At 61.2% G+C, this 22707-nt stretch carries 24 protein-coding genes and 1 pseudogene; 14 read left to right on the top strand and 11 right to left on the bottom strand.

What is annotated here, in order from left to right:
* Positions 1-289: 289 nt before the first annotated feature.
* Positions 290-1153, bottom strand: coding sequence for a universal stress protein (locus tag AC1DU9_RS23000; RefSeq protein ID WP_223461863.1), 864 nt, complete (start codon positions 1151-1153; stop codon positions 290-292).
* 161 nt (positions 1154-1314) lie between these two features.
* Here AC1DU9_RS23000 and AC1DU9_RS23005 point away from each other — a divergent pair, with 161 nt between their 5' ends.
* Positions 1315-1923: a MiaE family protein gene (locus AC1DU9_RS23005; protein ID WP_223461861.1), complete on the top strand. Its 609-nt coding sequence runs from the start codon at positions 1315-1317 to the stop codon at positions 1921-1923.
* A 15-nt stretch (positions 1924-1938) separates the two neighbouring features.
* Here the strand turns inward: AC1DU9_RS23005 and AC1DU9_RS23010 are convergent, their stop codons facing one another.
* Positions 1939-2430 carry a GFA family protein gene (locus AC1DU9_RS23010; RefSeq protein WP_477810826.1) on the bottom strand — a complete coding sequence of 164 codons (492 nt, stop codon included), beginning with the start codon at positions 2428-2430 and terminating at the stop codon, positions 1939-1941.
* A gap of 221 nt (positions 2431-2651) precedes the next feature.
* Here AC1DU9_RS23010 and AC1DU9_RS23015 point away from each other — a divergent pair, with 221 nt between their 5' ends.
* The 3 genes from AC1DU9_RS23015 (at position 2652) to AC1DU9_RS23025 (ending at position 5861) form a co-directional block, all read left to right on the top strand.
* Complete coding sequence (locus AC1DU9_RS23015; protein WP_008017542.1) at positions 2652-3536, top strand: LysR substrate-binding domain-containing protein; 885 nt, start codon at positions 2652-2654, stop codon at positions 3534-3536.
* A gap of 100 nt (positions 3537-3636) precedes the next feature.
* Positions 3637-4761, top strand: coding sequence for an agmatine deiminase (aguA, locus tag AC1DU9_RS23020; protein WP_477810827.1), 1125 nt, complete (start codon positions 3637-3639; stop codon positions 4759-4761).
* A gap of 2 nt (positions 4762-4763) precedes the next feature.
* Positions 4764-5861, top strand: coding sequence for an extracellular solute-binding protein (locus AC1DU9_RS23025; RefSeq protein ID WP_477810828.1), 1098 nt, complete (start codon positions 4764-4766; stop codon positions 5859-5861).
* A 139-nt stretch (positions 5862-6000) separates the two neighbouring features.
* On the opposite strand, the gene AC1DU9_RS23030 is transcribed toward AC1DU9_RS23025, so the two are convergent.
* From AC1DU9_RS23030 to AC1DU9_RS23040, 3 genes are read right to left on the bottom strand one after another with little or no spacing between them, the layout of a single operon-like run.
* On the bottom strand, positions 6001-6618 hold the full coding sequence (locus tag AC1DU9_RS23030) for a DNA-3-methyladenine glycosylase family protein (RefSeq protein WP_223461852.1): 618 nt from the start codon (positions 6616-6618) through the stop codon (positions 6001-6003).
* 4 nt (positions 6619-6622) lie between these two features.
* Complete coding sequence (locus AC1DU9_RS23035) at positions 6623-7435, bottom strand: isocitrate lyase/PEP mutase family protein (protein ID WP_477810829.1); 813 nt, start codon at positions 7433-7435, stop codon at positions 6623-6625.
* A 34-nt stretch (positions 7436-7469) separates the two neighbouring features.
* The gene (locus AC1DU9_RS23040) at positions 7470-8552 is read right to left on the bottom strand and encodes a bifunctional transcriptional activator/DNA repair enzyme AdaA (RefSeq protein ID WP_223461848.1); all 1083 of its coding nucleotides are present in this window, start codon (positions 8550-8552) and stop codon (positions 7470-7472) included.
* A gap of 244 nt (positions 8553-8796) precedes the next feature.
* Here AC1DU9_RS23040 and AC1DU9_RS23045 point away from each other — a divergent pair.
* Positions 8797-8922 (top strand): annotated as a pseudogene (locus AC1DU9_RS23045) (phage late control D family protein); the annotation flags it as partial.
* A 356-nt stretch (positions 8923-9278) separates the two neighbouring features.
* Here the strand turns inward: AC1DU9_RS23045 and AC1DU9_RS23050 are convergent.
* A complete protein-coding gene (locus AC1DU9_RS23050) occupies positions 9279-9584 on the bottom strand; it encodes a GDCCVxC domain-containing (seleno)protein (RefSeq protein WP_477810830.1) in 306 nt (101 codons plus the stop codon).
* Between the two features lie 104 nt (positions 9585-9688).
* Here AC1DU9_RS23050 and merR point away from each other — a divergent pair, with 104 nt between their 5' ends.
* A complete protein-coding gene (merR, locus tag AC1DU9_RS23055; protein WP_223461973.1) occupies positions 9689-10084 on the top strand; it encodes an Hg(II)-responsive transcriptional regulator in 396 nt (131 codons plus the stop codon).
* Positions 10085-10200: 116 nt separating this feature from the next.
* Here merR and AC1DU9_RS23060 read toward each other — a convergent pair whose 3' ends face one another.
* Positions 10201-11097, bottom strand: coding sequence for a DMT family transporter (locus AC1DU9_RS23060; protein ID WP_477810831.1), 897 nt, complete (start codon positions 11095-11097; stop codon positions 10201-10203).
* An 89-nt stretch (positions 11098-11186) separates the two neighbouring features.
* Here AC1DU9_RS23060 and AC1DU9_RS23065 point away from each other — a divergent pair, with 89 nt between their 5' ends.
* Positions 11187-12518: an aminotransferase-like domain-containing protein gene (locus tag AC1DU9_RS23065; protein WP_477810832.1), complete on the top strand. Its 1332-nt coding sequence runs from the start codon at positions 11187-11189 to the stop codon at positions 12516-12518.
* A 102-nt stretch (positions 12519-12620) separates the two neighbouring features.
* Positions 12621-13208 (top strand): LysE family translocator, encoded by a 588-nt coding sequence (locus AC1DU9_RS23070; protein WP_477810833.1) that lies wholly within the window; start codon positions 12621-12623, stop codon positions 13206-13208.
* Between the two features lie 78 nt (positions 13209-13286).
* On the opposite strand, the gene AC1DU9_RS23075 is transcribed toward AC1DU9_RS23070, so the two are convergent.
* Together AC1DU9_RS23075 and AC1DU9_RS23080 are read right to left on the bottom strand one after the other, a co-directional pair.
* Positions 13287-14120, bottom strand: coding sequence for an AraC family ligand binding domain-containing protein (locus tag AC1DU9_RS23075; protein ID WP_477810834.1), 834 nt, complete (start codon positions 14118-14120; stop codon positions 13287-13289).
* A gap of 33 nt (positions 14121-14153) precedes the next feature.
* Entirely contained in the window at positions 14154-14657 is a 504-nt protein-coding gene (locus AC1DU9_RS23080; RefSeq protein ID WP_457266177.1) for a VOC family protein, read from the bottom strand.
* Positions 14658-14997: 340 nt separating this feature from the next.
* Here AC1DU9_RS23080 and AC1DU9_RS23085 point away from each other — a divergent pair, with 340 nt between their 5' ends.
* From AC1DU9_RS23085 to AC1DU9_RS23105, 5 genes are all read left to right on the top strand, one after another.
* Positions 14998-16152, top strand: coding sequence for an NnrS family protein (locus tag AC1DU9_RS23085; RefSeq protein ID WP_457266191.1), 1155 nt, complete (start codon positions 14998-15000; stop codon positions 16150-16152).
* Positions 16153-16324: 172 nt separating this feature from the next.
* Positions 16325-16780: a (2Fe-2S)-binding protein gene (locus tag AC1DU9_RS23090; protein WP_223461834.1), complete on the top strand. Its 456-nt coding sequence runs from the start codon at positions 16325-16327 to the stop codon at positions 16778-16780.
* 7 nt (positions 16781-16787) lie between these two features.
* Positions 16788-18956, top strand: coding sequence for a xanthine dehydrogenase family protein molybdopterin-binding subunit (locus AC1DU9_RS23095; RefSeq protein ID WP_477810835.1), 2169 nt, complete (start codon positions 16788-16790; stop codon positions 18954-18956).
* A gap of 1 nt (position 18957) precedes the next feature.
* A complete protein-coding gene (locus AC1DU9_RS23100) occupies positions 18958-19539 on the top strand; it encodes a hypothetical protein (RefSeq protein ID WP_477810836.1) in 582 nt (193 codons plus the stop codon).
* Between the two features lie 73 nt (positions 19540-19612).
* Positions 19613-20194: a GGDEF domain-containing protein gene (locus AC1DU9_RS23105; protein ID WP_223461828.1), complete on the top strand. Its 582-nt coding sequence runs from the start codon at positions 19613-19615 to the stop codon at positions 20192-20194.
* Positions 20195-20311: 117 nt separating this feature from the next.
* On the opposite strand, the gene AC1DU9_RS23110 is transcribed toward AC1DU9_RS23105, so the two are convergent.
* Positions 20312-20737 (bottom strand): VOC family protein, encoded by a 426-nt coding sequence (locus AC1DU9_RS23110; RefSeq protein WP_477810837.1) that lies wholly within the window; start codon positions 20735-20737, stop codon positions 20312-20314.
* Between the two features lie 113 nt (positions 20738-20850).
* Here AC1DU9_RS23110 and AC1DU9_RS23115 point away from each other — a divergent pair, with 113 nt between their 5' ends.
* Positions 20851-21711 (top strand): LysR family transcriptional regulator, encoded by an 861-nt coding sequence (locus AC1DU9_RS23115; RefSeq protein WP_223461824.1) that lies wholly within the window; start codon positions 20851-20853, stop codon positions 21709-21711.
* A gap of 185 nt (positions 21712-21896) precedes the next feature.
* On the opposite strand, the gene fabI is transcribed toward AC1DU9_RS23115, so the two are convergent.
* Positions 21897-22691 (bottom strand): enoyl-ACP reductase FabI, encoded by a 795-nt coding sequence (gene fabI / locus AC1DU9_RS23120; protein WP_150754704.1) that lies wholly within the window; start codon positions 22689-22691, stop codon positions 21897-21899.
* Positions 22692-22707 lie beyond the last annotated feature (16 nt).

Here is a 22707-nt window from a genome sequence, read left to right on the forward strand (position 1 = left end):
CACCTGGTTTTGCGCACCTGGTTTTGCGATGCTGGATAACTGATGACATGAACGGCCAACCGGCCTGACGACAACCCTGGGCTCTCACACGGCTGCAAGGCCGTTCCCCTAATTAGGGTCGTTGGGCATCGATTCTCATCGAGGCGCGGGGGCCACAACCCCAACTCAGACGCCGGATAGATGAAAGCAAGCCAAACACGACATCAACAACAGTATTGCAGAAAAGGGGGTAACCATAGATGTGGGAGCGGGCTTGCCCGCGATGGCGATTTACCAGACGGCACAGATCTCAATGCTTGCCGGCAATTTCCTCAAGATGATCCGCCACTTCCATCGGCTTGAGCACCAGCACATCGCTCTCGACCGCATCCAGCACCACTTCCGCCGTATTACCGATCAACACCCCTGACAACCCGCTACGCGCCACGGTGCCGATCACCGTCACTGCCGCCTGCAGCTTGTGCGCCATGAACGGAATCAGCACATCCGCCGGGCCTTCCTCGATGTGCAGGTGTTCATCGTCAATGTCGAATTCAGCCTGGAACGACTTGCATTGCTCGCGGTAGCGCGCCTGGATGGTTTCGCTGAGTTGAAACGTCGGGTCGGCTGACGACAGCATCGGCGACGGGTGGGCGCTGATCACGTGCAAGTGGGCCTTGGCCAGGGTTGCGATGTCATAGCCATGATCGATGATGGTGTTGTGCAGATGGCGATGTTCGCCGTCAGCGTTGCCCACGTCGACGGCTGCCAGGATCACTTTGTCTTTCCATGAACCAGCGGTTTTCACCAGCAGTACCGGGGAAGGGCATTGGCGCAGCAATTTCCAGTCCTCGGGTGTCAGCAGGGCCCTTTTCAGTGCGCTGTCGGGAAAGTGTTGCTTGATCACCAGGCCGCAACCTTCCGCCTGCTGCACATCGACGATGGTTTCGTGCAGGCTCTGATTCCAGGCCTGCTCGGTGGTGACGGTGTAGCCGTCCGCAAGTAACGCGGCCTTGAGCACACCCAGCATGGCGCTGTGATCATGCTTGGGATCGCACACCAGCAGATGCAACTGCGCCTGGGTCACACCGGCGATCAACTTCGCCCGTTTGAGCGCCAGGCTTTCGGAGTGTTCGGGGTCGATGACCACCAGAATGCTGCGTACGGCTTGCATGAGCGCGATCTCCTGACAATAAAAAAGCACGGCGTTGCACAACTATAGTTGCTGTCTGCGATTCGGGGACTTGATGCATATCAACGGTTGGCGACTGGTGGTCTGCGGGCAGGCCGGTATAATCGGCGCCCTTCGTTTGAACCTATTTGTCCGTGAGCCCCATGATCCTTCCCGAAATTCACGAGTTCCTTGGCTGCCGCACCCCCGACGGCTGGATCCAGGCCGCGCTGGCCGATCAGGAAACCCTGCTGATCGACCACAAGAACTGCGAATTCAAGGCTGCCAGCACCGCGTTGAGCCTGATCGCCAAGTATCACTCCCACGTCGACCTGATCAACATGATGTCGCGCCTGGCCCGGGAAGAGCTGGTGCACCACGAACAGGTCATGCGCCTGATGAAGCGCCGCAAGATCGAACTGCGCCAGCTGTCCGCCGGGCGTTACGCGTCGGGGCTGCGCAAGGTGGTACGCAGTCACGAGCCGGTGAAACTGGTGGACACATTGGTGGTGGGGGCATTCATCGAGGCCCGCAGTTGCGAGCGTTTCGAAGCGCTGGTACCGCATCTGGACGAAGAACTGGGCAAGTTTTACTTCGGTCTGCTCAAGAGCGAGGCCCGGCATTTCCAGGGTTACCTGAAACTGGCCTGTCAGTACGGCGACGCCAGGGACATCGCCCTGGTGATCGACAAGGTCCGCGCCGCCGAGCAGGAACTGATCGAGTCGCCGGACGTGGAGTTCCGTTTTCATAGTGGTGTGCCGGTAGCGGCGTAATCCCGCACCACCCAGTCATGAACGGCTCAAACCCAGTCGTTCATGCCATTGCGCGATGGACTCTTCGGGGTACAGATCGAACTGTAGATCTCCGGGCTGCGCCTCGACTTCCACCCATGATGCCTTTGAACCCAGCATCAGGTGCGTGTGCTCTRGCGGCACCGGCAGCGGGGTGTCGATCGCCGAGGCGAAGGGGTGAATCAACTCGGGCCATTCAGGGCTGAACAACCACAGACCCGAGCCGCACACCGAACAGAAATGCCGCTCGGCGGTGCTGCTGTGGGCGCGTTTGTCGCCTTCTTCCTTGAGTCGCGCATGGTAAATCGCGATGTGTTTGCGTCCGCGAACCTTGAGGCTGGCGGCATCGCCCCCGAGGTTGATCGCAAAGCCGCCCCCGCCCTGGGTCTTGCGACAGATCGAGCAATAGCAGCGTTGATAGGGGTAGGGGTGGGCACTGGTCAGGCTGAATGACACCGCACCGCAATGGCAGGAGCCTTCGAGTTGCATGCTGGTCTCCGTTGGCAGAGTGATCCCGTTCAGCCTAGAAGATATGCAGTGATGGTGCCGACGCCTTCGCGAGCAAGTCGAATCGTCGCACCACCGCTCCCGCATTAGAATGCATTCCCCTGTGGGAGCTGGCTTGCCTGCGATGAACGATAACGCGGTCCCACTGGACGCCCACCAACTGCCGAGTCAGCATGTCCCCCTCGAAACCGGGACATGACCTGATGCGACGATTACCTTCCCTGGCAGCCCTGCGAACCTTCGAATGCGCTGCCCGTCATGCCCATTTCGGCCGGGCGGCGGCCGAGTTGTGTGTCACCGACAGCGCGGTCAGCCACCAGATTCGCCAGCTCGAAGAGCAGCTCGGTGTATCGCTGTTCGTGCGCGAGGGCCGGCAGATTCGCCCGACCCTGGCCGCCGGGCGCCTGATGCAGAGTTTGCAACAGGCCTTCGAGTTGATTGGCGATGCCTGCGACGAGCTGCGCGATCCCTCATCCCTGGCGGTGTTGCGTCTGGCGGTCACCGCCGAGCTGGCGCAAAAGTGGCTGATGAGTCGTCTCACGGATTTCTACGCGCGTTACCCGCACATCACCTTGCATCTGTACGAACAACCGATCGACGCCACGGCGCCCGGGGAAGACATCGACCTGGCGATCACCTACGGCACAGGCCCCGTGGACAGCACCGCGTATTTCGTCCGGCCGCTGCCGGCATTGCAGTTCTTTCCGGTGTGCAGTCCCGGCCTGTTCAACCAGGGCACGCTGAAAACCCCGAAGGATCTGGCTCGCCATTGCCTGCTACACGACGACCAGGACGGCAAGACCTGGACCGCGTGGCTCACCAGCCATGCCGGCGACCAACGCCCGGACCGCCAGTTGTATTTCGCCCATGCGGGGCTTGCGCTGGAGGCCGCGGCGCAAGGGCAGGGCGTGGCCATGGGCGACAACCTGACGGCCCAGGAGGATTTGCTCAGCGGTCGGCTGGTCCGCCCGTTTACGTCGAGCATGACCGCCCTGGGCCAATACGCGCTGGTGTGTGAACGGGTGCGGCTGGAACGTCCGGCGGTGGCGCAGATGCTGGAGTGGTTCAACGATCAGTTGCTAGATTGATGAGTTGAATTCAAGTGTTCCGAAATAATCATCGTTGGCGAGCCAGTCATCAACGCCCTTAGCCTGTGGTCATTCCAATCCCCGCTGAAGAGGTTTGACCATGGCCCGCTTGCTTGACACCATTCCCAAACAGGACGGTTTCCGTCTGCCCGGCGAATTCGAAGCCAAGTCCGGTTGCTGGCTGGGCTGGCCGGAGCGCACTGACGTCTGGCGCAACGGTGCCAAGCCTGCGCAGAAAGTCTGGGTACAGATCGTTACTGCCATTTCCATGAGCGAGCCAGTCACTGTGTGCGCGTCGGCGGCACAGTTCGCCACTGCGCGCCGCCAGTTGCCACCGCAAGTGCGTGTGGTGGAAATGACTTGCAACGACACCTGGTTCCGCGACAGCGGCCCGTGTTTTGTGGTCAATGATCAGAGTGGCGAAGTGCGCGGCGTCGATTTCGAATTCAACGCCTATGGCGGGCTCGACGGCGGCTTGTACTACCCGTGGGACAAGGACGACCAGATCGCCAGCAAAATCCTCGAAATCGAACGCTTCGACCGCTATCGCGCGCCGTTGATCGCCGAAATGGGTGGCATCCAGAGCGACGGCCAGGGCAGCATCCTCACTACCGAGCAATGCCTGCTCAACCGCAACCGCAACCAGCATCTGGGCAAGGACGAAGTCACCCGCCGTCTGACCGACTACCTCGGCGCCGAGCAGGTGATCTGGCTGCCCCGGGGCTGCAAGTTCGACGAAACCGATGGCCACGTCGACGACCTCGCGTGTTTCGTGCGTCCTGGTGAAGTGGTGCTGCAATGGACCGACAACCGTGACGACCCGCAGTGGGAAATCTATCAGGAGGCCTACGACATTCTGCGCAGCACCCGCGACAGCCGTGGCCGCGAATTGATCGTGCACAAGCTGCCGCAGCCGGATGTGCTGGAGTGGACGGCCGAAGAAGCCGAGAGGCTGGATCAGCAGGACAGCACCTATACCCGCCAGGCCGGGACGAAAATCTGTGCGTCTTACATCAATTACTACGCCGGCAACAGTGCCATCGTGGTGCCGCTGTTTGGTGATCGCAACGACACAGTGGCGCTGGCGACCCTGGCCGAATTGTTCCCGAAGCACAGCGTCGTCGGCATCGAAAACTCCCGGGAAATCCTCCTCGGTGGCGGCAACGTCGCATGCATCACCATGCCGCAGTACGCCGCCACTACTTCCAGCAAAAAGGGAGCGTAACCATGGGCCTGCACAAACTGACTCAAGCAATACTGCTGGTGCTTGCACCCCTGTGTGTGCAGGCCGCCGACAGCGCCAGGCCGGTGGTCAACCTGTACATCTGGGGTGAATACCTGGCCCCGGACACCTTGAAGAATTTTGAAGCGAAAACCGGCATCCATGTGGTGGCCGACCACTTCGATTCCCTGGAAACCGTCGAGACCAAGCTGCTGACCGGCCGCAGTGGCTACGACCTGGTATTGACGGCGGGGCAGCATCTGTCCCGGGCCATCGAGAGTGGCGCGGTGCAGATGGTCGACAAGCAGCAACTGCCGCACTTTGCCGGCGTCGGCGAGGAGTTCCGCCAGCACATGGCGGTGTTCGATCCAGGCAACCGATATGCCGGGATCTACGCCTGGGGCACCACGGGCGTGGGTTATCAGGAACAGGCCGTGAAACAGCGCCTGCCCGACGCGCCGACCGACAGTTGGGCGATGCTGTTCGACCCGGCCGTGGTCTCGAAATTCGCCGATTGCGGGGTCAGCCTGCTCAACGATCCCAACGAAGTGTTCGCAGCGGTCATGAAATACATGGGCCTGGACATCAACCGCCAGAACCTCGATGACCTGAAACTGGCCGAACAGCAACTGGCGAAGATTCGGCCCTACATTCGTTACTTCGACAACGACCTGAACATTAGCGACCTGGCCAACGGCAACACCTGCGTGGCGATGTCGTGGAACGGCAACGTGGGCATCGCGGTGGGCCAGGCCGAGGTGGCGGGCAAACCGTATTCGCTTAAGTACCGGATTCCGCAGGAGGGTACGCTAATCTGGTTCGATGCCATGGTCATTCCCAAGGATGCGCCGCATCCGAAGGCCGGCCTGGCATTGATGGACTATTTGATGACCCCGGAAGTGATTGCGCCGATCACCGACACTATCCATTACGCCAATGCGATCACGGCGGCGGACGGTTTGGTCGACCCGGCGATTCGCAACGATCCGGGGACGTATCCGACAGCTGCGGTCAGGGCTTCGCTGTACAGCAAGAATGACAATGGCAAGGCGTTCAACCGGGCGCTGATCCGGGCGTTCAGTCGGTTGAAGTCGGGGTTGTGATTGGTTTTGGATGATGAGGTGCCGCTACTGACGTCATCGCGAGCAAGCTCGCTCCCACAGGTTTTGTGTCTGCCAAAGATTTTATTTACACAGAAGTCCATGTGGGAGCGAGCTTGCTCGCGATGAACGAAAACGCGGTCTACCGGTTGGGCACCCGCCACAAATACCACGAGGCCACCGTCCGATAAGGGCTCCACGCCAACCCGATCTCGATCATCTGCTTGCGCGTCGGCTGCACCTCCAGGCCCTTGAGCCGTCGATAACCCTCACGCACGCCAAAGTCATCGGCCGGCAGGATATCCGGCCGTTCCAGGCTGTAGATCAGCAGCATCTCCACGGTCCAGCGACCCACTCCGCGCAACGTGATCAGGCGTTCGATCAGCGCTTCATCGTCCATGGCCAGCGCCGTGGCGTAATCCGGTACCACGCCGTCCAGCGACGCCTGGGCGATACCCTGGATGGTCGCGATCTTGCTCGCGGAAAAGCCGCAACTGCGCAATTGGTCGAAATCTGCCGCGACAATCTGTTCAGGCCTGGGAAACGAACCCGAACCGAACAGCGCCAGCAGCCGACCGACAATCGCATCGCCGGCCTTGGCATGCAGTTGCTGATAGGCAATCGCCCGCACCAGTGACTCATACGGATCACGCGCCGCATGCGGCTGGTGCAGACACGGACCGATGGCGTCGATGTGGCGGCGCCAGTCGTCATCGATGGCGGCCAGGAACTCACTGGCCGCCCGATAGCCGTCAGACATGGGCTCAGGCTTTCCCGGACGGTTTCAACAGGGCGTTCACTTCGCCATAGGTCAAGGCCTTCAGGTCGTGGCTATCGAACTTGCCGGTTTGCAGAAAACTTTTGACGATGCCAGCCATGGCGCCGTAGAGGAACTCGGCGATGCCTGAACCGGCGGTCAGACGACGTACGCCAAGTGCTTCAAGCGCTTCGGGCGACGGCAGGCCCGGGAAGCCGAGCACATTCAGCGGCAGCGAGGTGCCTTGGCACAGCGCCTTGATCTCGTACTCGGCGGTAACGCCCGCCGCAAACAGGCCATTGGCCCCGGCTGCTTGATACAGCGCGGCGCGCCTGAGAGTTTCCGCGACGCGATCTTCGGCAGGCACCAGACCCCGCAGGTAGACATCGGTGCGCGCATTGATAAACAGGTTCACGTTACGGCGATCGGCCACCTGGCGGGCGGTTTCAATCTTGCGTACCAACAACTCCGGCGGTGAGGAACCGTCTTCGATATTGATCCCGACGGCGCCCGCGGCGATGACCGCATCAACTACCTGGGCCACCCGTTCCAGGTCATCGGAGTAACCGGCCTCGATGTCCACGGTCAGCGGCACCGAAATGACCCGGGCAATCGACTCGACGGTCGAGACCAGGCGCTCAAGGGGCAGGGTGTTGCCGTCCGGGTAGCCATGCACCCAGGCCACCGCCGCGCTGCTGGTGGCCACGGCCTTGTTGCCCAGTTGCTCCACCAGCCGCGCCCCAGCGGCATCGGCGACGTTGGTGAGGATCAGCAAACCCTCGTGATGCAGTTGGTGCAGTTGATTGTCGAGCCTGTCCATCGAGCTTCCTTCCTTATGAAAAAGACGTTGGGGATCAGAGCGCCAGTTGCTCCGTGAGCTGCACCGCCGCGTTCTCCAGCCTGAGCAAAAACGCCTTGCGCGGCTGGCCTCCAGCGTAGCCGGTCAACGAGCCGTCGGCGCCGATCACGCGGTGGCACGGCACGACAATCGATAAGCGGTTATGCCCGTTGGCCAGGCCCACTGCGCGGCTGGCGCCGGGCTTGCCCAGCCTCGCCGCGATGGCGCCGTAGGTGGTGGTCCGGCCGTAAGGGATCTTCGCCAGTTCGGCCCAGACCCGACGGGAGAACTCGCTGCCGGGCATGTGCAAGGCCACGCTGAACTCGGTGAGCGTGCCGGCAAAATACGCGGGCAATTGCGCTTCGATCTGCTGCAAATGCGCGTTGTGACCCGGCGCCACGGCATAACCGAAACGGTTTTGCAGCGCCTCGACCGCCGGGTTCAGCGAGGCCTGGTCGAGAAACTCCAGCAGCACCAGTCCACGCCGTTCGGCCATGGCGATCATCGGTCCCAGCGGTGTGGTCAGGCGTGTGAACAGCAGCGGCTCGCTATTGGCCGCGCGGCCCGGGGTGATGTGAAACGACTTCTGGAAAGCGTCGCGAAAACCGCTCAGGGACTCGTAACCGGAATCGAAAGCAACGTCGTCGATGGAGTCGCCCTGTTTGATCCCGCCCAGCGCCATGCCCAGACGCCGGGCGCGCAGCCACGCGTGGAAGGTCATGCCGAAATGCTGCTTGAACCAGCGGCGCAATTTCAGCGGTTCGATGCCTTCGGCCAGCAGATGGGCGTCGCTCCAGCGCTGTTCCGGGTCGCTGTCTACCGATGTAAACAGTTTCTGCACCCAGTCCGGCGCGCTGGCGGCGGTGTCCATCGGCTTGCAGCGCAGGCAGGCGCGATAGCCCGCCGCCAGACATTGTTCTGCGTTGGCAAAGAACTCGACATTCTCAGGCTTAGGGCTGCGGGCGGTGCAACCGGGGCGGCAGAAGATGCCTGTGGTCTTGACCGCCGTGAAGAACACCCCCTCGTAGGAAGTGTCTCGTTCAAGCATGGCGCGAACCATCTCGGCACGGGGCGGAAGCAGCGTTTTTTGTAGGTTCATGGGCGCAGCATAGATCGCGTCACGGGTGGCCTCCACCGGAAAATCGACAGCGAATTTCGGACCGGAAGGCAATCGACCACAAATAAAAATCCCTCAGGCACGACGAGCCATTAGCAGCACCGAAGCCGCAGCTGCACAGGAACAGGTCACGCTATGGGATTGATGGTCTACACTCGTGCCGCTTGATAACTCAAGCTCCTTACTTTCATACCCGCCTTGTGCGGGTTTTTTTTGGAAAAATTCCATGATCCCCAGGTTTCGCATCGTCGCCAATGGCGCCGACATCACGGCTTTGATCAATGATCGGCTGATCCAGCTGCGCACCCTGGACAAGCCCGGGATGGAGTCCGATGAGTTCGAGTTGCGCATCAGTACCTCGATTTTGGTTGACTGACTTCCTCGGGGCGTGAAGCTGCCGATCATTTGTGTTTATAAAATCAGGTAGTGATTCACTTTTCCCCTGGATCAAAGCCAATACAGGATGGCAATGGACCACAACCAGCCGATGCTGAGGGTGATCGTGAGGTAGATCACCACAAGCATCAGAGGCTGATTCCACATGACACACCTCCCATAACCGCTGCTTTTACGTTGGTGCCTGGTAAATTGGGAGCTCGTATGAGCAATAGAGCAATAATCAGGCCATTTGAGTGAAAGACGCTTGGCCGCAAGCCTTGGACCTTTAACTCTGCGTTCCAAGCTACTTCCTCCAGGCGAAAGCCGACCCTAAATCTCCCCCCCAAAAATGGGCTTCCCCACGTGTGGGGGTGCATCCGTCCCGATGCCACAGCATCCGCGCTGCTCCTGGATCGGCGGACACTTCATCGAGCCAAACGAGCAGAACACACAGCAGTCACCGGGATTTGGGCGTAACAGAGTCCTGCAATTGCCACATTCATAGAAAAACTGACAGGCATCTGTGGGCATGGCTTCCTGCTTGGYGAAACTGCAATGTGGGCAGGTCAACACGGATTCGAGGATGATGGCTCTCATGGCGGCCTCATTTGTGCACGGTGGAGGGAACGCCCGCATTCGTCCCCTTGCCAATTTGTTGAACCATCGTCTTCTCCATTGAATCGGTCTAACCTAGAGTCACTCTACACTCCGTACCTAGGTACAGAATCAAGGGGCGTGTGATAGCGATGGAAATGAGTATCGGCAAATTGGCGGAAGCTGCCGGAGTGAACATCGAGACTATTCGCTATTACCAGCGACGCGGCTTGCTGGATGAGCCGCCAAAGCCGCTCGGTGGATATCGGTACTATCTACCGGAGCAGGTCAAGCGGCTGCGCTTTATTAAACGGGCACAGGCGCTGGGATTCACACTGGATGAGGTGGGTGCACTGCTGACACTGGATGCAGCCAGCGCTTGTAGCGAGACTCGGGCACTGGCCGTGCGAAAGCTGGCCATGATCGAGAAAAAGATGGCCGACCTTGCAGCAATGCAGCAGGTGCTGGGCGAGCTGGTGCAGCAATGCGATGCCGGCGGCGGAGCCGCTTGCCCTATCATCAATGCGCTGAACGGGGAGTGATGTTTGGTTGCGGGGCCGCATGCATAGGCGTCAGGCCGGCAATCCGTGCCGTTTTCATCACGGTTCAGCGGTGGTCAGGCTCGTACATTCATGGGCGCAAACCACCGTACACCGGGCTATTTGGCGAATTTTTTCGCCCCGGCGACGCAGAGGATCACGGCAACGGTGACACCCAGCATGCCGAGGCTGACATGCTCATGCAGCAGGGTGGCGGCCAGGGAAAGCCCGAAAAACGGCTGAAGCAGTTGCAATTGCCCAACGGCGGCGATGCCCCCTTGGGCCAGTCCGCGATACCAGAACACGAAACCGATCAGCATACTGAACAGTGAGACGTAAGCCAGGCTGAACCAGGCCGGCGTGCTGATGCCGGTGAACGAAGCCGGCATGCGCATCCAGCTCAGCGCCGCCACGACCGGCAGCGACAGCACCAGCGCCCAGGAAATCACCTGCCAGCCACCGAGCGTGCGCGACAGCTTCGCGCCTTCGGCATAACCCAGGCCGCAGGCGAGGATGGCCAGCAGCATCAGAATGTCGCCTTGCGGGGAAGCGGTCAGCCCTTGGGACAGGGCAAAGCCGACCACCAGCAGGCTGCCCAGCACCGAGAAAATCCAGAACGCCGCCCGTGGCCGCTCGCCGCCGCGCAAGACGCCGAACACTGCTGTCGCCAGGGGCAACAAGCCGACGAAGACGATGGAGTGCGCGGACGTCACGTATTGCAGCGCCAGCGCGGTCAACAGGGGAAAGCCGATGACCACGCCCAGGGCGACGATGATCAGCGGTATCAGTTGCTGGCGCGCCGGACGTTTTTCCTTGAATAACCCCAGCAGGCACAGCGCCAGGATCGCAGCGATGGTCGCGCGCGCGACCGTCAGGAACAGCGGATCGAACTCCAGCACCGCCACCCGTGTCGCCGGCAGCGAACCGCTGAAAATCACCACGCCGATCAGGCCGTTGATCCAGCCGCTGGTGCTGTTTTCCAGCGTCTGGTGTTGCAGGTTCGAGGTCCGTTCCATTTGGCTCACGCTCGTTGTCTGATTGCACGAAACTCATCGTATGAGCGACTATCGATACAATCAAAAAATTGTCATGGATACATCTCGACATGCCTCGATCCCGCTATAAAACCCTGGTGGATGCCTTTGCCGCCGAAATCCGTTCCGGGCGTTTGCCGCCCGGCACGCGCCYGCCGACTCACCGGCAACTGGCAACCGAGCATGGTTTGGCACTGGTCACCGCCAGCCGGGTGTATGCCGAGCTGGAAGGCATGGGGCTGGTCAGCGGCGAAACCGGTCGCGGAACCTTTGTCAGGGAAACCTCGCTGCCGCCGGGGCAGGGTATCTCGCAGCACGTGGTGGCGGCGGGGATGATCGACCTGAATTTCAATTACCCGTCCTTGCCCGGTCAGGCCGACCTGCTGCGCACTGCCTTGCGTCAACTGGCGCTGTCCGGTGACCTGGAATCCCTCCTGCGTTATCAGCCCCACGCGGGACGCCTGCACGAGCGGGCCTCGGTCGCACGCCATCTGCTTGACCGCGGGCTGCACGTGCCGGCCGAACAGGTGTTGATCGTAAGCGGCGCCCAGCATGGCCTGGCGGTGGCGATGATGACGCTGCTCAAGCCCGGCGATGTGATCGCCGCCGATGCGCTGACCTATCCCGGTTTCAAGACGCTGGCCGAAACCCTGCATCTGGAAGTCTTGCCCATTCCGGTCACGCAAAGCGGGCCTGATCTGCCCGCCCTGGAAAAACTCTGCCGCAGCCGATCGGTGCGAGCCGTGTACTCGATACCGACCTTGCATAACCCCTTGGGCTGGGTGATGGACACCGTGCAGCGCGAGCAACTGGTAGCGATCGCGCGTCGGCATGACCTGACGATCATCGAGGATGCGGCCTACGCGTTTCTGGCCGAAAACGTACCGCCACCGCTGGCCGAGATGGCGCCTGAGCGGACGGTGTACGTGTCGGGGCTGTCGAAAAATGTCGCCACCGGGCTGCGCGTTGGCTTCATTGCCGCACCCGCGCAATGGGTCGCCGCCTTCGAGCGCACCATCATGGCGACCACCTGGAACACCCCAGGCGTGATGACCGCCATCGCCACGGCCTGGCTCGACGATGGCACTGTCAGCCAACTGGAATCACAAAAACGCGCGGACGCCCAGGCCAGGCAGGCCCTGGCCCGCGAGGTGCTGGCGGGGCTCAGGACCATCAGTCACCCGAACTCCTACTTCATTTGGCTGCCGTTGGCGGATGACGCCCGGGCCGACCAGATCGCCATGGCGCTGATGCGCGAGCAGGTGTCGGTGTCGCCGGCCGAGCCCTTTGCGATTTCGGCTCATGTGCCGCACGCGATACGCCTGGCATTGGGCTCCGTGGACATGGACTCGCTGCGCATTGCATTGAGCAAAGTGAAAAGCGTCGTGGGTTACTTCTCATAGAGATACAGGGTCATAGCGATACAGGGCAGTTTTCTTCAATACGCGAGCCGCTCGGCTCTTTACCTTGAGGGCCTTGTTCAACTCGATGGAAGAAGGTGTGCAATGAGTCTGATGATGTCCATGGCGGCGTTTGCACTGGTCGCCTCGATCACACCGGGGCCGGTCAATATTGTGGCGTTGAGCTCCGGCGCCCGGTTCGGCTTCAGGGCCAGTCAGCGCCATGTGGCGGGGGCCACGCTGGGGTTTGTCTTGCTGCTGGTGCTGATGGGATTGGGCCTGCATGAGTTGTTGCAACAATGGCCGGCGCTGACGCAGGGGGTGCAATGGGCGGGCGTAGCCTTTCTGTTGTTCATGGCCTTCAGGCTGGCGGCTGACAACGGGCAGGTGCAAACCAGGGAAGCGGCCCAAGCCCCGTCGATGCTGTATGGCGCCATCATGCAATGGCTCAACCCGAAGGCCTGGCTGGCCTGCGTGGCTGGCATGGGCGCGTTTGTCGCTGATGGCGAGGCGCGGCTGGTGTGGCAGTTCGCGGCGATTTATCTGGTGATCTGCTATGTGTCGGTCGGTTGCTGGGCTTATGCCGGGACGTTCTTGCGCGGTTTTCTGAATAACCCGGCGGGTATGCGCCTGTTCAATCGCGCCATGGCGTTGTTGCTGGTGGTGAGTGCGGTATATCTGTTGTTGCCTTAACGACAAGCCCCCTCACCCCCAGATTCAGCCAAAGACACAGACTCAACCAAAGCCACAGATCTGGCCAAAGCCTCGGATTCAACCGCGATACTGCCCCGGTGTCGCCGCCAGATGCTGTTTAAACGCCCGTTGAAAATGCGCCTGATCGGCGAATCCCGCTTCCAGTGCCACGTCCGCGATCAGCTTGCCGCTGCGCAATTGATCCTGGGCGAACTGGATGCGCCGGTTTACCAGGAACGCGTGGGGCGTCATGCCGTAATGCTGTTTGAAGGCGCGGATCAGGTAGGACGGTGACAGTTGCGCCGCCTCGCAGATGTCTTCGAGCCTGAGGGTTTGCGTGCAGTGGTCGCGGATGTAATCGGCTGCGCGCTCCAGCTTGAAATTGGGTTCACGCAGCGGTGGGTCGATCGGGTTCAATCGCTGCTGCACATCAGTGAAAAACTCCACGGCCGCACTGTGTTTGCACAGGACATCCTGCCGCGGATCGACCAACATTTCATACAAGTCCGCGAGGCCGGTAAACAGGCTGGCGTCCCGCGTATGGATCGCCGAAAAGCGGCGAAACACCGCGTCATCGCTGAACCCGAGCTGATGCTGCAAATCGGTCAGCCACGGCGTATCGACGTACAGCATCAGGTACGACCAGGGTTGGTCTTCGATCGGGTTGCAGGCGTGGACGTCACCGGGGTTCATCAGCACCACCGTGCCGACGCTGACCTCGAACGCCGACTGCTCATGCAGATAAGTACTGCGTCCGGCGGTGATCGCGCCGATGGAAAAGTGCTCGTGGGCGTGCCGGGTGTAGCAGACTTCGCGCCCGTCGGCGATGGAGCGGGCTTCGATGAAGGGCAGGGCGTCATCGCGCCAGAAGCGCGGGGCCTTGTTGGCGTTCTTGGCAACGGCGTGCTTCATGCTCACTCCTCGGCAGGTCAGCGCCCGAGTGTATTAGCTCTCGCCGTCAAAGGCGCGCTGCAATGCCGCAATATCGAGTTTTTTCATCTGCATCATCGCCTGCATGGCCCGTTGGGATTTTTTCGTGTCGGGGTCTTTGATCATGTCCATCATCGCCACGGGCACGATCTGCCACGACAGCCCGAACTTGTCCTTGAGCCAACCGCATTGCTGGGCCTCGGGCGCGCCACCGGCCGACAGGTTGCCCCAGTAATGGTCGACTTCTTCCTGGCTCAGGCAATTGACCTGAAACGACACCGCCTCACTGAACTTGAACAGCGGCCCGCCGTTGAGACCGGTGAAACTCTGCCCGTCGAGTTCGAAGCTGACGGTCATGATCGAACCTTCCGGCCGGCCATGGAACTCGAAACCGGCGTGGCCGTAGTAGGTGACGGCAGTGATTTTCGAATGGTCGAAGATCGAACAATAGAATTTCGCTGCCTCTTCGGCCTGATCGTCGAACCACAGGCAGGGCGTGAGTTTTTGTACGCGTTGCATGGTGCCAACTCCTCTGCAGGTTGCGCATGTCCCGGACTTTCAGCGTAGTCAGCCTCTGGTCGTTCGGCCGTACCGTAGATCGAGAAAATTGTCGCAGGGTTGCGATGGTGTAGTCGAAATGACTTTGTGTAGAGTCAAACAGACTATTTGTGTGGCGAGTCTTTATGACTCGTGTGAACGCAAATACCTGGATCTGAAGGGGTAAAGAGCTGGCACGGGACTTGAACAGATAAACGTACAACTGAACGCCTTCAGGAGTACGCAAAATGTTCAACTTCTTCAGCAACCCTCAGAACGTTCTTCATCTGTCGAGCCGAGGCCCGGTCCGGGTGTTGGCATGATGCGCCGACTTGCCGTTGCACCGGTTTTCAGTCTGGGCTTTCGCCCGTTCTTTCTGGTCGGGGCCGGTTTCGCCGCCGTCGCCGTGGCGATCTGGGCCTTGTGGTTGTACGGCCGCTTGCCCGGTGCGCAACCGCCGGGCGGCATGCTCACCTGGCATCGACATGAAATGCCTTTCGGATTTGCCTCGGCCATCATTGCCGGGTTCCTGCTCACGGCGGTGCCCAACTGGACCGGCCGGCCGGGGCTCAAGGGCTGGCCGCTGATCGGTCTGGTGCTGGTGTGGCTGCTGGCGCGGCTGGCCTGGTGCCTGCCGATACCGGTGCCCTTGCTGCTGGCCTTGCAAGTCCCGTTTCTGCCATTGCTGGCGTGGGCGTTGGGGCGCGATCTGCTGGCTGCGGGTAAACGCGAGAATTATCCGATTCTGTTGATGGTGACGCTGCTGGCCGGGTGTCAGGCGCTCACGTTGATGGGGTTGGTCGTTGATGACGCCAGTCTGCAACGTCATGGCGTGCTGGCCGCCTTGTGGCTGGTGGGCGCGCTGATGAGCGTGATCGGCGGGCGGGTGATTCCCTTCTTTGTCCAGCGCGGCCTGAACCGGCCCGCAACGCCTGCGGCCCATCCGTTGCCGGGCAAGGTGTTGCTGATCAGCGCCATGTTGGCGGCGGTATCCTTTGGCGCCGGATTGAACGACGTCCCCCGTGTGTGGCTGGCGCTGTTGTTTGCGTTGATCAGCGGTTTGCATCTGCTGCGATTGTGGCGCTGGCATGATCGTGGCCTGTGGCGCGTGCCGCTGCTGTGGTCGCTGTACCTGGCTTACGCCTGGCTCGCGGTGGCGACGCTGGCGATGGCGCTGTGGCACCTGGGCTGGATGCCGCAGCAAAGCCTGGCCACCCATTCGCTGGCCGTCGGCGGTATCGGCGGGTTGATCCTGGCGATGATTGCGCGGGTCAGCCTGGGGCATACCGGGCGTTTGTTGCAGCCGTCCAGGGCGATCGTTGCGGGGTTTGTCCTGTTGTTGCTGGCGGGTGCGTGTCGGGTATGGCTGGTGCCTTTTTCCGGGTATGGGTTGGCGCTGTCGGCGTTGCTGTGGTGTAGCGCTTTCGGTGTTTTTGTCTGGCGTTACACCGGTATTTTGTTGGGTCCGAGGCTCTAGCGAAGCCCCTCAGAGCCGTCCTTCGAGGCGGCTTTTTCATGACCGGTGGTCGATGCGCCTCAGCCTGCCGGCAAATTTGCGCTTAGCTGAAGGGATAACCCGAGGCGCGCGCAGGTTGTACAAGGCCGCAGCGACGCCCCTTCAGATCACTGTGAGTCTGAGGAACTGCGCCATGCTCACCCTGAACATCAATGGCCAGGATCAGGAACTGGATGTCCCCGCCGACATGCCGCTGCTCTGGGTCTTGCGCGATGTCGCCCACCTCACCGGCACCAAATTCGGCTGTGGCATAGCCCAGTGCGGAGCCTGCACCGTGCATGTCGATGGCGCGCCGCTGCGCTCCTGCATCACACCGGCCACCGCTGTGGCCGATGGGCAAAAGATTCTCACCATCGAAGGCCTGTCTGCGGACGGTTCGCACCCGGTGCAACAGGCCTGGGCGGAACTTGACGTGGTCCAGTGTGGTTACTGCCAGTCCGGGCAGATCATGTCGGCGGCGGCGTTGCTGGCGAAGATTCCGAAGCCGACCGACAGCGACATCGATCAGGCACTGTCCGGCAACATCTGCCGTTGCGGCACTTACCCGCGGATTCGCGCGGCGGTCAAACGCGCCGCGGAGCTGGGATGAGGTGGCCATGAACAGCATCAACGCATTATCGCGCCGTGGTTTTCTCAAGGGCAGTGCGTTGCTGGGCGGTGGGCTGGTGGTAGCGTTTGTCATGCCCAGTGCCCACCGTTTTGCCATGGGCGCGGAGAACCAGGGCAACGTGTTTGCGCCAAACGCCTTTCTGCGCATTGGCAATGACAACAGCGTCACCGTATTGCTGGGTCACTCGGAAATGGGCCAGGGCATCTGGACCGGCCTGACCATGCTGATCGCTGAAGAGCTGGACGCCGACTGGTCGAAAATCCGCGTCGAGCACTCCCCGGCATCGGCCGCCGATTACGGCATGCCCGGGTTTGGCGGGATGCAGATCACCGGCGGCTCGACCTCGACCTGGATGGAGTTCGACCGCTATCGCCAAGCCGGCGCGGCGGCGCGCTTGATGTTGATCGACGCGGCGGCCAAGCGTTTCAACGTCGCGCCGTCCGAGATTCATACCGAGTCGGGCGTGGTCATCGCCGGTGAACACCGTGCCACCTATGGCGAACTGGCCGACGACGCCGGGCAGTTGCCACGGCCGGACCCGGCCTCGATCAAACTCAAGGACGCCAAAGACTGGCGGCTGATCGGCAAACCCACCAAGCGCCTGGACACGCCGGAGAAAATCACCGGCCGGGCGAAATTCGGCATGGACGTGCAGTTCGACGGGCTGATGACGGCGATGGTCGCCCGTTCACCCACCTTCGGCGGTAGCGTCAAATCCTTCGAAGGCGCCGAAGCGCTGGCGATTCCCGGCGTACACAAAGTGGTGCAAGTGCCGACCGGCATCGCGGTGATTGCTGACCATTATTGGGCGGCGAAGCTGGGGCGCGATGCGCTGAAAATCGAGTGGAACCCGGGGCCGAACGCCGGGCTCAATAGCAAGGCGTTGCTGGAAAGCTTCCGCAAACTCGTCACTACCCCCGGAATGAATGCCGGTCAAGCGGGTGATACCCAGGCTGCGCTGGCGAAAGCGACCAAGACCATCGACGCTGAATACAGCGTGCCTTATCTGGCCCACGCGCCGATGGAGCCATTGAACTGCACCGTGAGCATCACCAAGGACAAGTGCGAAATCTGGACCGGCACCCAGTTCCAGACTCTGGACCAGATGGTTGCCGGGAAAATCACCGGGCTGAAACCAGAGCAGGTCGAGATCCATACCGAGTTTCTCGGTGGCGGCTTCGGGCGTCGGGCCAATCCGACCTCGGACTTCGTCAGCGAAGCGGTGTACGTCGCCAAGGCCGCTGGTGCACCGGTGAAAACCGTGTGGGCGCGGGAGGATGATATCCGCGGTGGCTATTACCGCTCGGCGTTCCTGCACCATGCGCGTATCGGGCTGGGTACCGACGGCCTGCCGCTGGCGTGGAAACATGTGATGGTCGGACAGTCGATCATGGCCGGGACTTCCCTTGAAGCGAGCATGGTCAAGGACGGGATCGACAAGACCTCCGTCGAAGGCGTGGCCGACAGCCCCTACTTCGAAGGACTGGCCAATCACCAGATCGAACTGCACTCACCGAAAACCGGGATCAGCGTGTTGTGGTTGCGTTCGGTGGGGCACACCCACACTGCGTTTGTCATGGAATCGCTGATCGATGAACTGGCCACGGCGGCCGGCAAGGATCCGGTGGAATATCGACGCACCTTGCTCAAGGACCATCCGCGCCACCTCGGTGTGCTGAACCTCGCAGTGGAGAAAGCCAACTGGAAGGCGCCGCTGCCGGACGGTCATGCGCTAGGTGTAGCGGTGCATGAGTCGTTCGGCAGCTATGTGGCGCAGGTGGCCGAGGTGTCCCAGGACAACCTCGCCATCCGTGTGCACCGGGTGGTGTGTGCGGTGGACTGCGGCATTGCGGTCAACCCGCAGAGCATCGCCGCGCAGATGGAGTCGTGCATTACCTTCGGCCTCAGCTTCGCCTTGCACAGCAAACTGACGCTCAAGGACGGGCAGGTGGTGCAATCAAACTATCACGACTATCAGGTGCTGCGGCTCAACGAAATGCCGGTGGTCGAAGTGCATATCGTGCCCAGCAGCGACAAACCCGGCGGTATCGGCGAAGCCGGTGTGCCACCCACGGCGCCGGCGGTGGCCAACGCGGTGTTTGCCCTGACCGGGCAGCGCCTGCGGGAGCTGCCGTTGCAGCTGTCGGGGGTGTGAGATGAAACGACATCATTGGGTGCTTGGGACGGTGATCCTGATCTGTCTCATCGCCTACGCATCGCACGTGTTCGCCGAAGACCGCGAGGCCTTGCAGGCGTTCGACACCGTGCAGAAAGTCTTCCAGAGCCCGCGTTGTCAGAACTGCCACATTCCCGGGGATTCGCCGCTGCAATTCGATGCCGGCGTGCCCCACGCGATGAATGTCGTGCGCGGCATGGACGGCAAGGGYGCGGCCGGGTTGCCCTGTGCAACGTGCCATGCCCAAAGCAACCCGCCGGCCAGCTACGGTCCGCACGCGCCACCCGGAGCGCCACACTGGAGCCTGCCACCGGCAGCACAGCGGATGGCCTGGATCGGCCTGCCGGCCGACCGGCTGTGCGCGATGATCAAGGATCGCTCCAGTAACGGCGACCGGGATTTTGCCGCGCTGATCAAACACGTCAGCGCCGACAAGCTGGTGCTGTGGGGCTGGAATCCGGGCGGCAATCGCGCGCCGGTGCCGGTACCGCACGATATCTTCGTCACCCGGTTCAAGCGCTGGGCCGATGCAGGAGGGCCGTGTCCGGTGGCGGGTAGCTGACCAGCGGCACGCTAACAGGGAGTCAATGCGGGTAGGGGCGACTCTAATGTGCATACCCGCCAAGGAGTGAACGATGTTGATCTCAGGCAAAGCGGGCAAATCGGGCCGATCCGCAAACCCGTTGCTCACGCCACAGCAAGAACGTGAACGGCTGCGGGATCTGGTGCGCCAGGCAGAGCAAGAGCTGGCGGGCGTGCAAATGGCGAGCATGGACGAGCTGACGCTGTTATCCAATCGCCATGGCTTCACCGCGCTGGCCCGGCTCGGGCTGGACGCCTGCCGGGAGCTGGGGACGCCGGCGACGCTGCTGTACTTCACCCTCGATGAATTCAAGCGCATGAGCTATCTGTATGGCCGGGCCAAAGGTGACGATGCGCTGAAAACGTTTGCCGATGTCCTGCGTATCGGTTTTCGTGAAAGCGATGTGGTCGGCCGGCTCGAAGGCGACCGGTTCGTGGCGTTGCTGACCGGTTCCAGCGTCGTGGAGATTGAGGCGATCAAGGCCCGGCTCAATGAGATTCTCGATGAGCGCAACGCCACGGCGCATCGCAGTTATGACATTCGGTTCAGTGTTACCCAGGTCGAATATGACCCCACTGTTCATGACTCAATCGAGGACCTGCTGGAGGAGGCCGAGCGTGTGATGAGCCGTTAGGGCTGTGTTGTATTGGCGGGCCTCATCGCGAGCAGGCTCGCTCCCACAGGTTTTGTGAACGCCACAAATCCACTGTGGGAGCGAGCCTGCTCGCGATGGCGTCCTCACAGACAACACCTATTTGGCAAACAACTGCCCAATGTCCTTGAACGCCTTGAACTCCAGCGCATTACCGCAAGGATCAAACAGAAACATCGTCGCCTGTTCACCTACCGACCCCTGAAAACGAATCCCTGGTTCGATCACGAAGCGAGTCCCCAGCGACTTCAACCGCTCGGCCAGCGCCTCCCACTCGGCCATCCCGAGCACCACACCAAAATGCGGCACCGGCACATCGTGACCATCCACAGAATTGGTGTGCGCGGCTTCTTGCGCAGGGTTTTTCGGTGCCAGGTGAATCACCAGTTGATGACCGAAGAAATTGAAATCCACCCAGTGATCGCTGGAACGACCTTCTTCCAGACCAAACACTGAACCATAGAAATGTCGGGCGGCCGGCAAGTCGTAGACTGGGATGGCAAGATGAAAAGGGGACATTTGCATCAGGCTAACCTCGTTGGTGGGTGTGGACGTGTTGAGTTTAGTCCTGTGTTTTTTGATTGAAAGACGATAATTTTTGCATCGAGCTCAAATTATTTCGATCAATCGAGGTCGCCATGCTGCGAGAACTGAAAACCTTTATCGCGGTGGCGCGTTACGGCACGTTCGCCGCCGCGGGTATGCACATCGGCCTGACACAATCGGCGGTCAGCGCGCAGATTCGTAACCTGGAACGCGCCTTGGGCATCCGTCTGTTCGACCGCACCGGTCGCCAGGCACTGCTCAATGCGGCGGGGCAGCGTGCGTTGCCGATGGCCAGGGAAATGCTCGAAACCTTCAGCCGCATGGCCGTCAGTGACGATGTCAGCGAGTACCGAGGCGAACTGAAAATCGGCGCGGTGGCCACCGCCCAGACCGGGCTGCTACCCCAGGCGCTGTTGCGCTTGCGCCAACAGGCTCCCTTGCTGGAGCCCAAGCTGGTGCCCGGTGTGTCGCTGAATCTGTTGAGCCAGGTGGACACGGGAGAAGTGGACCTGGCGATCCTGATCAAGCCGCCGTTTGAGTTGCCCAAGGAATTGTCCGCGCAGGTGATTCGCCGGGAGCCGTTCGTGCTGATCGTACCGGCGGACCTGGACGGCGATGATCCGTTGCAACTGCTCGCCGAACACCCGCATGTGCGCTACGACCGCAATTCGTTTGGCGGGCGGCTGGTGACGCGGTTTCTGCGCGAACAGAAGATTGAGGTGCAGGTGGCGCTGGAGCTGGATGAACTGGAGGCCATCGTGAAAATGGTCGAATGTGGGTTGGGGGTTTCGCTGCTGCCGGAGGCGGGACTTTGGCTGGAGCATGGGGCGAAGGTCAGGGTGATCCGCTTGGGCGAGCTGACCTTCTATCGAGAGATCGTCCTGTTGCAGCGCTACAGCCAACGTAATCAACCGATTCAGCGGTTATTTGCCAACTGTCTGACTCAACACTGACCCTGTGGGAGCGAGCTTGCTCCGGGCGGCGTTCCGACGATGAGGCAATCACATTCACCATCTCTTCTGGCTGATAGATCGCTATCGCGAGCAAGCTCGCTCCCACAGGGTCTTGCGCTGACTTCAAGAAATCGCAGGCATAAAAAACCCGCCAGCGGAGGCGGGTTTTTTTGGCTGGCCGAAGATTACTCTTCGAGGCTGCCCATGGCCGTGGTGTTGAAGCCACCGTCCACGTACATGATTTCACCGCTGATGCCGGACGCCAGGTCCGAGCACAGGAAGGCGCCGGCGTTGCCGACTTCTTCGATGGTGACGTTGCGGCGCAGCGGGGTTTGCGCTTCGTTGGCGGCCAGCATCTTGCGGAAGTTCTTGATGCCGGAAGCGGCGAGGGTGCGGATCGGGCCAGCCGATACGCAGTTGACGCGAGTACCGTCCGGGCCCAGGGAGCCGGCCAGGTAACGTACGCCAGCTTCCAGGGAAGCCTTGGCCATGCCCATTACGTTGTAGTTCGGCATGGTGCGCTCGGCGCCCAGGTACGACAGGGTCAGCAGGCTGCCGTTGCGGCCTTTCATCATTTCGCGGCCAGCCTTGGCCAGGGCCACGAAGCTGTAGGCGCTGATGTCGTGAGCGATGCGGAAACCTTCACGGGTGGTGGCTTCGGTGAAGTCGCCGTCCAGTTGGTCGCCCGGGGCGAAGCCGACGGAGTGCACGATGCAGTCCAGGCCGTCCCACTTCTTGCTCAGTGCTTCGAAGACCTTGGCGATTTCTTCATCGCTGGCCACGTCGCACGGGAAGCACAGCTCAGGGCTCGAACCCCAGCCTTGTGCGAACTCTTCGACACGACCCTTGAGTTTGTCGTTCTGATAAGTGAAGGCAAGCTCAGCGCCCTCGCGATGCATGGCGGCAGCGATGCCGGATGCGATGGACAGCTTGCTGGCGACACCGACGATCAGGACGCGCTTACCGGCGAGAAAACCCATGTGTTGCTCCTCTTTT

It is taken from the genome of Pseudomonas sp. P4_C1, from assembly GCF_056402155.1.

Bases quoted from the DNA above. Each gene is read 5' to 3' on its own strand.
- AC1DU9_RS23080 (WP_457266177.1), bottom strand. From the start codon at position 14,657: ATGCAACGCGTACAAAAACTCACGCCCTGCCTGTGGTTCGACGATCAG.
- AC1DU9_RS23095 (WP_477810835.1), top strand. From the start codon at position 16,788: ATGAACAGCATCAACGCATTATCGCGCCGTGGTTTTCTCAAGGGCAGT.
- AC1DU9_RS23090 (WP_223461834.1), top strand. From the start codon at position 16,325: ATGCTCACCCTGAACATCAATGGCCAGGATCAGGAACTGGATGTCCCC.
- AC1DU9_RS23005 (WP_223461861.1), top strand. From the start codon at position 1,315: ATGATCCTTCCCGAAATTCACGAGTTCCTTGGCTGCCGCACCCCCGAC.
- AC1DU9_RS23015 (WP_008017542.1), top strand. From the start codon at position 2,652: ATGCGACGATTACCTTCCCTGGCAGCCCTGCGAACCTTCGAATGCGCT.
- AC1DU9_RS23085 (WP_457266191.1), top strand. From the start codon at position 14,998: ATGCGCCGACTTGCCGTTGCACCGGTTTTCAGTCTGGGCTTTCGCCCG.
- AC1DU9_RS23040 (WP_223461848.1), bottom strand. From the start codon at position 8,552: ATGAACCTACAAAAAACGCTGCTTCCGCCCCGTGCCGAGATGGTTCGC.
- AC1DU9_RS23060 (WP_477810831.1), bottom strand. From the start codon at position 11,097: ATGGAACGGACCTCGAACCTGCAACACCAGACGCTGGAAAACAGCACC.
- fabI (WP_150754704.1), bottom strand. From the start codon at position 22,691: ATGGGTTTTCTCGCCGGTAAGCGCGTCCTGATCGTCGGTGTCGCCAGC.
- AC1DU9_RS23075 (WP_477810834.1), bottom strand. From the start codon at position 14,120: ATGAAGCACGCCGTTGCCAAGAACGCCAACAAGGCCCCGCGCTTCTGG.
- AC1DU9_RS23000 (WP_223461863.1), bottom strand. From the start codon at position 1,153: ATGCAAGCCGTACGCAGCATTCTGGTGGTCATCGACCCCGAACACTCC.
- AC1DU9_RS23070 (WP_477810833.1), top strand. From the start codon at position 12,621: ATGAGTCTGATGATGTCCATGGCGGCGTTTGCACTGGTCGCCTCGATC.
- AC1DU9_RS23110 (WP_477810837.1), bottom strand. From the start codon at position 20,737: ATGCAAATGTCCCCTTTTCATCTTGCCATCCCAGTCTACGACTTGCCG.
- AC1DU9_RS23030 (WP_223461852.1), bottom strand. From the start codon at position 6,618: ATGTCTGACGGCTATCGGGCGGCCAGTGAGTTCCTGGCCGCCATCGAT.
- AC1DU9_RS23105 (WP_223461828.1), top strand. From the start codon at position 19,613: ATGTTGATCTCAGGCAAAGCGGGCAAATCGGGCCGATCCGCAAACCCG.
- AC1DU9_RS23115 (WP_223461824.1), top strand. From the start codon at position 20,851: ATGCTGCGAGAACTGAAAACCTTTATCGCGGTGGCGCGTTACGGCACG.
- AC1DU9_RS23035 (WP_477810829.1), bottom strand. From the start codon at position 7,435: ATGGACAGGCTCGACAATCAACTGCACCAACTGCATCACGAGGGTTTG.
- aguA (WP_477810827.1), top strand. From the start codon at position 3,637: ATGGCCCGCTTGCTTGACACCATTCCCAAACAGGACGGTTTCCGTCTG.
- AC1DU9_RS23025 (WP_477810828.1), top strand. From the start codon at position 4,764: ATGGGCCTGCACAAACTGACTCAAGCAATACTGCTGGTGCTTGCACCC.